This window comes from Frankia sp. CoWAU3, from assembly GCF_977971855.1.
In genome coordinates, this window is record NZ_CDWWXB010000120.1 from 1 (window position 1) to 5201 (window position 5201).

At 69.3% G+C, this 5201-nt stretch carries 10 protein-coding genes; 2 read left to right on the forward strand and 8 right to left on the reverse strand.

Translation table 11 applies throughout. The features are described from left to right. The first annotated feature begins 385 nt into the window (after positions 1 to 385). A complete protein-coding gene (locus AC08ON_RS11720) occupies positions 386 to 952 on the forward strand; it encodes a nitrobindin family protein (RefSeq protein ID WP_476607791.1) in 567 nt (188 codons plus the stop codon). Between the two features lie 182 nt (positions 953 to 1134). Further along, positions 1135 to 1389, forward strand: a complete 255-nt coding sequence (locus AC08ON_RS11725; RefSeq protein WP_476616956.1) for a hypothetical protein — start codon at positions 1135 to 1137, stop codon at positions 1387 to 1389. A gap of 71 nt (positions 1390 to 1460) precedes the next feature. Here AC08ON_RS11725 and AC08ON_RS11730 read toward each other — a convergent pair whose 3' ends face one another. The 8 genes from AC08ON_RS11730 to AC08ON_RS11765 form a co-directional block, all read right to left on the reverse strand. Next, the gene (locus AC08ON_RS11730; RefSeq protein WP_476607793.1) at positions 1461 to 1760 is read right to left on the reverse strand and encodes a DUF1416 domain-containing protein; all 300 of its coding nucleotides are present in this window, start codon (positions 1758 to 1760) and stop codon (positions 1461 to 1463) included. Between the two features lie 3 nt (positions 1761 to 1763). Next, positions 1764 to 2597: a sulfurtransferase gene (locus AC08ON_RS11735; protein WP_476607794.1), complete on the reverse strand. Its 834-nt coding sequence runs from the start codon at positions 2595 to 2597 to the stop codon at positions 1764 to 1766. Further along, the gene (locus tag AC08ON_RS11740) at positions 2594 to 3013 is read right to left on the reverse strand and encodes a DUF4395 domain-containing protein (RefSeq protein ID WP_476607795.1); all 420 of its coding nucleotides are present in this window, start codon (positions 3011 to 3013) and stop codon (positions 2594 to 2596) included. Before AC08ON_RS11740 ends, AC08ON_RS11735 begins: the two co-directional genes overlap by 4 nt. A gap of 95 nt (positions 3014 to 3108) precedes the next feature. After that, positions 3109 to 3276, reverse strand: a complete 168-nt coding sequence (locus AC08ON_RS11745) for a putative leader peptide (protein ID WP_476607796.1) — start codon at positions 3274 to 3276, stop codon at positions 3109 to 3111. Then, positions 3224 to 3688, reverse strand: coding sequence for a thioredoxin family protein (locus tag AC08ON_RS11750; protein WP_476607797.1), 465 nt, complete (start codon positions 3686 to 3688; stop codon positions 3224 to 3226). Before AC08ON_RS11750 ends, AC08ON_RS11745 begins: the two co-directional genes overlap by 53 nt. A gap of 67 nt (positions 3689 to 3755) precedes the next feature. Further along, the gene (locus AC08ON_RS11755; protein WP_476607798.1) at positions 3756 to 4697 is read right to left on the reverse strand and encodes a hypothetical protein; all 942 of its coding nucleotides are present in this window, start codon (positions 4695 to 4697) and stop codon (positions 3756 to 3758) included. 32 nt (positions 4698 to 4729) lie between these two features. Beyond that, complete coding sequence (locus AC08ON_RS11760; RefSeq protein ID WP_023839837.1) at positions 4730 to 4855, reverse strand: hypothetical protein; 126 nt, start codon at positions 4853 to 4855, stop codon at positions 4730 to 4732. Next, complete coding sequence (locus AC08ON_RS11765) at positions 4852 to 5106, reverse strand: MoaD/ThiS family protein (protein ID WP_476616960.1); 255 nt, start codon at positions 5104 to 5106, stop codon at positions 4852 to 4854. Before AC08ON_RS11765 ends, AC08ON_RS11760 begins: the two co-directional genes overlap by 4 nt. Positions 5107 to 5201 lie beyond the last annotated feature (95 nt).

Sequence of the window (5201 nt, forward strand, 5' to 3'; positions counted from 1 at the left end):
AACAGGCCGTCACACCACGCGACCTTCGCGCAGCCCTGGGCATACCCCCAGCAGGCCGGGCAGCGGGCAGCGGGGCTGGACTGCTGGGCGGGCCGGCACCGACGAGGATCGGAGCGCCTTCGCCTGCCACGTGGCGGGACTGTGGAGCATGCGAGCGGCGCGGTCGGACAGCCTTGCCGCTCGGAACCGAGCCGCCCTGGCGCGCAGCTATGCCGCGTGGCACCTGAGGTGACCAGGACCGGTACGGCCACGAGGAGTCCCGTGATCTCGTCGTCTAGGCTACAGACGTGCTGCACTACTTCTTCACCGGGCTTCTGGTGGCGATGTCCGTCCTGATCGCCTGGTTCTCCGGTTACGTGGTCTACAAGCTGTACGAGGGTCAGCGTTGAGCGCCGGGAAGCGGTCCGCGGCCGGATCGCCGCGGTCCGACACGGCGACGAGCACCGTTGATCTGCACGCCAGCCTGCTACCACTGGCCTTCCTCGTCGGGACCTGGCGGGGCGAGGGGGTCGGCGGCTACGAGGGCCTGGACGGATTCCACTACGGCCAGGAGATCACCTTCGCCGCGGACGGCCGCCCGGCGCTGGGATACGTGTCGCACACCTGGTGGGCGGACGAGCCCCGGGACGGCCGCGAGCCCGGCAGCCCGCTGGCGACCGAGACCGGGTTCTGGCGGGTCCAGCCCGGAGAGGACGGAAAGCCGGTCGTCGAGGTGATGCTGGCCCACCCGTTCGGCATCGCCGAGATCTACGTCGGCACGGTGACCGGCACCCGTATCGATCTCGATCACAACGTCCTGATCCGCACCGCCACCGCCCGTGACGTCACCCGGTCGGTGCGGCTCTACGGCCTGGTCGAGGGCGGCGATCTCGCCTACGCGATCGACATGGAGGCCGAGGGCAAGCCGATGCAGTCACACCTGTCCGCCCGCCTGCACCGCGTGTCCGACTGAGCCGACTCCGCGGGGGCATCTCCAGCTGCCCGTCTACCAAGAGGTGCCCGTCCACCAAGAGTCACACTTTATTCACGGTATGACGGAGCCTTTGCGGAAGACATCGCACGCGCAACGACAGACCACGAACGGAACACGCGAAAACCTGTTCGGGCCTTCCCGGGATGCGCTTTCATGATCACATGATGGCAGAGTCCGACGTACTCTTCGCGGTCGTCCTTTTCGCCGCCGCCGGCCAGCGTGCGGTCGACCGGATCATCGCGCCGTTCCCCGATCGGGGCTCCGCAATGGCGTTTGCCCGCGACAACGGTCTGCACTGTTTCTCGATCGGCCCGATGGCCTTCGCCGTACCGACCACGGTTCCGCCACCGGCGAGCACCGTTTCGGCTGTCGTGTCACCGGCGGGAAACAACCGCGGTGGCCAGGTCCGGGCATGAGCACGGGGGCAACGTGAGCACGGGGACAGCGGGAGAAACCCGCTGTCCCCGCCCGGCGAAGGAACGCGACGTCAGGCCGCGACCTCGACCTGGGTGTCGACCGGCTCACCCTGACGGGCGACGACCTTGCGCTCGCCGGTCGCGCCGGGGACAAGAGCCCGGACGGTCCACTGCCCCGGCCGCGCGAAGAAACGAAACTGACCCGTCGCGGACAACGGAACCTCGGCGGTGAAATCGCCGCCTTCGTCCAGCAGCCGGGCATAACCGGTCGAAACCGGCTCCCCGCCCTGCACCACGACCCCCTGGATCACGGTTTCCTTGGCCACGTCAATTCCCTCCACAGATGGTCCACCGCTGGTGGCGCCGCACATGGCTCACGCGCCCTTCTCGATCGGCACGCCGACGAGCGAGCCGTACTCGGTCCACGAACCGTCGTAGTTTTTCACGTTCGGCAGGTCGAGCAACTCGTGCAGCGCGAACCAGGTGTGCGCCGAACGCTCGCCGATACGGCAGTAGGCGATGATGTCCCTGGACAGGTCGACCCCGGCCTCGGTGTAGAGGCCGGTCAGCTCGTCATTGCTCTTGAACGTGCCGTCCTCGTTCGCGGTCTTCGCCCACGGAATGTTCTTCGCCGTGGGGATGTGCCCGGCCCGCTGGGACTGCTCCTGCGGCAGGTGCGCGGGAGCGAGCAGCCTGCCGGAGAACTCGTCGGGCGACCGGACGTCCACCAGGGCCTTCTCGCCGATCGCGGAGATGACCTCCTCACGGAAGGCCCGGATGTCGGTGCGCGGCTCCGGGGCGGTGTAGCTGGTGGGCTGACGCGGGGTGACCTCGGTGGTCAGCTCACGGCTGTCGAGCTCCCACTTCTTGCGACCACCGTCGAGCAGGCGGACGTCGGCGTGGCCGTAGAGGCTGAAGTACCAGTATGCGTATGCGGCGAACCAGTTGTTGTTCCCGCCGTAGAGCACGACGATGTCGTCGTTCGAGATCCCCTTCTCGGAGAGAAGCTTCTCGAACTGCTCCCTGTTGATGAAGTCACGAATGACCGGGTCCTGAAGTTCGGACTTCCAGTCGAGACGCACCGCCCCCGGGATGTGCCCCTTGTCGTACGCGGAGACGTCCTCGTCGACCTCGACCAGGACGACCTTCGGGTCGTTACGGTTCGCTTCGACCCACGAGGCGTCGACCAGCGCCTTCTCACGACTCATGTGCGTGCTCCTTTCACGGCTATCGATTGGAGAAAAAGATACAGCTGGCACCCGAGACAGAACTCGAACGCCGCATTGAGGAGGGCCGCCACGAAGGCCAGGGCCACCGCGACGTAACCGAGTGCCGGCATCCCCACGAAGAATCCCACGAGACCCACGACACCGAAGATCGCGCCGACCAGCTGGGCGAACCGGGGCGGCGCGGCGTCCTCGGTGGCGGCAGGCGGCCCCAGCCTCGGCCGGATCAGGGAACGGAACACCAGCCCGTAGGGCGCGTGCCGGACCCCGGCCACCGCCCCCACCCCGAACACCACGGTCTGCGCGAGCAGCAACCAGCGGCTGCCGGCGAGCAGTATCACGGCGAGCATGATCGTGGTGACGGCAGCGGCGAACCGCATCCCGCGAGGATCTACCACGAGAGCCTTCTCCTGACTTCCGGCTTGGACTACCCGCTCGGACGTGGCGATGCACCGGGGCCAGCCGATCACGGCTGAGGAACATCAACCCACGATCAGGAAAGACAACACAGACAGCTGTGTACGCGGCACAGATCGACCGCGCGGCGCTTCACAAGCTGTATCTGGGGCATGGCTCGTGTCACGGTAGCAGTGAACGTCACGTCTGTGTTAACCCGCCGACGATGAATCCGAAGGATCACCATCTGCCCGATTGATCCCATCGGAAACGATCTCTTCGAGAGTGGCGAACACCGCCGCACGCGTCGGCGGGGCACCGCTCGCGCGCCGCACCTCCCTGCCATGACCGTCAACGATCAGTACCGTCGGAGTCCGCCTGATCCCCAGCCGACGGACGAGGTCGAGATGCGCCTCCGCATCAACCTCGACGTGGCGTACCCCGGGCACGACCTCGGCAACCCCTGCCAGCACCCGACGGGTGGACCGGCAGGGAGCGCAGAACGCCGTGGAGAACTGCAGCAGCGTCGCCCGATCCCCCATCGTCTCGCCCAGCGACGCGAACTCGGCCCGCAGCCCGCCGTCTACCGGCCGGAACCGTCCGTCCCGGGCCCGCATGAGCACCCCCAGCCCGAGAGCAACCACGGTCGCCACCGACAACACCCACATTCCGGTCACGGCTTCTACAGCATCCGACAGGCCCCGGCTCTTCCCGTCCAGGCCCCGCCGCGGCCCGACGATCGACTCACGCGGGCAGATGCCGGCCGACGAAATACACCAGTGGCGCCGCGGAGGCCAGCGGCAGGATGGCGGTGAGCAGGACGTCCGCGACCAGCGCCGAGGTGGCGACCGGGCCGACCCGCGGCTCGGCGTCCCGGGCCCGCGCCAGCAGCAAATCGATGACGGCGGCCACGGCCGCTCCCGCCACGGCGATCGCGACGGCGGCCCCCACCGCCAGACGATCGGGGTCGAGGGCACCGAAGCCGGCCCCCAGCGCCGCGCCGACCAGAACGCCGACCGCCCCGGCCAGCACCACCGGAACGCCCGCCCATCCCACCAGCCGGCCCGCCACGACCGTGCCACCCGCGCCGAGGAGGCCGGCGATGACCAGCAGATCGGCCGGATGGTGCGCGCCGGACCCGGAACGCAGCGCAAGGTAACCGGCGAAAAGCGCACAGAAAATGATTCCACTCAGCGCCGCGGCGAGATCCGCACCGACCCGCACGGCAGGACCGGGCGGCGGACTCGAACCGTTGGCAGACACCGGACTCGAACCATTGGCAGACACCGAGCCTGCCCCGGAGACGGGAGCTGACCGGCGTCGGGCGAGCTGGTAGAGGATCACAACCGCCACGGCGATCCCGACGACGCCGGCCAACGATCCGTAGCTGGGCCGGTCCGAGGCCAACAGGACCACGTCACCGAGGACACCCCAGGCCGCCACGAGCAGGGTGGTACCGGTCGACGCCCGGAGCATCCGGACCCAGGCCCAGGCAAACGCGATCTGTTCGACGATGAGGACCGCCGCGAGGGCTCCCGTGCCGAGGGCTGCGGCCGCCATCACCAGGCCGGTAGCCACCAGGGCCGCCAACGGCAAAGCACCCGGCGCCCATCGGGCTGCGGGGATGGAGGCAGCCTCGTCCGGGACGAGGACGCCATGGGGCGTGCCGGGATCGCCTGCGCTCACCGGGCCATGCTGTCATGTCCGGCTCGGGCGGCTCACGTCGCGCCGTCCCAGCCGGGCGCGACCCCGGGTCGGGCGGCGAGGACCTCCGCGTCAACGGTCTCCCCAGCGGCGATGGCCTCCGGACCGACGATCTCCGGACCGACGACGAACAGCGTCATCCCCCGGCGAAAGGTGAGAGGGCCTCGACTACGCAACCGTCACGCAGGATGACCCCCGCCGGATCCCGCCGGCCCACGGGCTGGTCGTCGACGAGGTAGGAGCACCGTCGCAGCAGCGCCGGCAGGGTCCCGCCGTGGCGGGCCGCGACGACATCGAGCAGAGCGGCCAGCGTATCCGCGCCGATCTCCTCCTGGGACACCCCCGCGGCGTCCCTGGCGGCGGCCCAGTAGCGGACGGTCACCCGCGCGATCGACGCGGGCCGGCCCGCCCCTGCGGTCTCGTCCGTCACCGTCCTTCCGGCCCTTCGTCCGTCCTCGCGGCGGCGGTCCTCGCCGTCCTCGCCGT